General features: G+C 42.4%; 3 protein-coding genes and 1 pseudogene. 2 read left to right on the plus strand and 2 right to left on the minus strand.

Annotation, left to right across the window (positions count from 1 at the left end):
• Positions 1 to 669, plus strand: a 669-nt coding sequence (locus Xedl_RS35805) for an RHS repeat-associated core domain-containing protein (protein ID WP_208605102.1), incomplete at its 5' end; no start/stop codon positions are given.
• 3 nt (positions 670 to 672) lie between these two features.
• Complete coding sequence (locus tag Xedl_RS19400) at positions 673 to 1,131, plus strand: SMI1/KNR4 family protein (protein ID WP_074025345.1); 459 nt, start codon at positions 673 to 675, stop codon at positions 1,129 to 1,131.
• Between the two features lie 90 nt (positions 1,132 to 1,221).
• On the opposite strand, the gene Xedl_RS19405 is transcribed toward Xedl_RS19400, so the two are convergent.
• Entirely contained in the window at positions 1,222 to 1,542 is a 321-nt protein-coding gene (locus Xedl_RS19405) for a SymE family type I addiction module toxin (RefSeq protein ID WP_074025347.1), read from the minus strand.
• Between the two features lie 58 nt (positions 1,543 to 1,600).
• Positions 1,601 to 1,723: pseudogene (locus tag Xedl_RS19410) on the minus strand (helix-turn-helix domain-containing protein); the annotation flags it as partial.
• Between the last annotated feature and the right edge of the window lie 136 nt (positions 1,724 to 1,859).

The raw sequence follows: 1,859 nt of genomic DNA on the forward strand, positions 1-1,859 counted from the left end.
GATGAAGCGGGTCACCGGGTCTGGCGCCAGCCGCCGCAAAGCCTGTATGGATTGCGGCTGGGCATGTTGGGAGAGAATCCTGAATTCAATCCGGGCTTACAATATGCAGGCCAGTGGCTGGATGAAGAGAGCGGGTTGGTCTACAATCGGCATAGATATTTTTCGCCAGTGGCGGGGCAGTATCTGTCGCCTGACCCGATTGGGCTACTTGGGGGAGAAAATCTATATTCATACGTTGGAAATCCGACGGGGTTCATAGATCCACTGGGTTTATCTGGTCTTGGTATAGTTGGGAGTATGGTCAGGAAAGTGAAAGGCCGCTTACCAATTAATAGCAAGCATGCTGGGAAAATATATCCAGCAAGTGAGTTACCAGTTGAAATAAGAAATAAATATCCGCATGGTGTGCCATTTACCCATTCAGGGTTTCCAGATTTTTCTCGATATTCTATTAAGAACGTAAGAATTGAGCTTGGAAAAACCAGAACAGTTGATTTTGCCAGGGCAGATGCAGCCGCAGGATATAGCAGAAGTAATCCTCGACCAACCGGATATACATGGCATCATCACCATGATTCAGGTTATATGCAGCTAATCCCAACAGATCTACATAGCAAAGTGAAACATACCGGTGGAGTAGCAACGAGAAAATGTCCAAAGGGAAAATAAATTATGGTTGCTAATATTATTGATTTTAAAGGACCAATTGACGAAAACTCAGTCACTAATTTTGAAAATGAGATAGGAAACTCTCTTCCAAATGACTATCGTAATTTTCTAATAAAATATAATGGGGGCTATCCTGATCCTGATGCTTTTCTCTTTTTAAATGATGAAGAGGATGGATCATCTGTTGATCGATTTCTTAGTTTAGGTTGTGAAAAACATCATGATCTAAGAAATTACTTTATTGATTATAAGGATAGGATTCCTCCAAAATTTTTGCCAATAGCTCATGATCCAGGTGGTAATTTGGTATTAATTTCTTTATCAAACGATAATCCTGGGGTGTTTTTTTGGGATCATGAATTTGAAGCAGATGAAGGAGAGTTGCCAGATATGAGTAATGTTCATCTCATAAGTCATACATTCACTGATTTTTTATCAGTTTTATATAAGTTGGAAATTTAATTTTATAATACCGGGATGATGTCATATCTTCTGGTTATTAAATTGTAATTGTCCGGTTAATTAACTTGCCGGACAATTAATTACTCTGTTTTACTCTGCCTTATAATCCCCAATCAGTTCCCGCATCCGCAGCTTAATCTCACTGAGCTGGTCTTGCTGGCGTTGGTACTGCTGCTTAATGCTACGGGTGTCGTCGCTGTCAGGAATGAGCACTAAACAGCCCTCCATAATCTTGACGGTGAGCGTGCCACCAATATCGAATCCGGCCTGCTTAAGCCATCGTCCCGTTAAATTTATCGCGGGTCGGGGGTTCGGCCTGCCATTTTGCGGCACGTATCCCACGGTGTAATAACGTTCTGTTTTTGCCGCTTTATTTACGGCCCGGTTTTGCTTAGAATGCGCCTTAGCCATCATTAACTACCTCGTATAGTTGGTTATGGTTAGCGGTTGTGGCAGGTTGCCGCCTGTCTCATCCGCGTTCAGTGATCTGCTTTGCCTGATACTTCAAAATCATGCCATCCAGCAAAGCCCGAATAATCTTCTTCTCTTCTTCCGGCATATGGCTGACTGCTTCAAATTGAAAAGCCAGCTCTGTAGTGATGTGATGGACGTCCCCTTTTTCAGCAGCAAATAGTGCCATCTTTTTTTCCGATGCACTGAATTTCGGGAGAACATCTCATGAATGCGATTAAAGTCATTGGCATTGACCTCGCCAAAAACGTTTTTCA

It is taken from the genome of Xenorhabdus eapokensis, assembly GCF_001908105.1.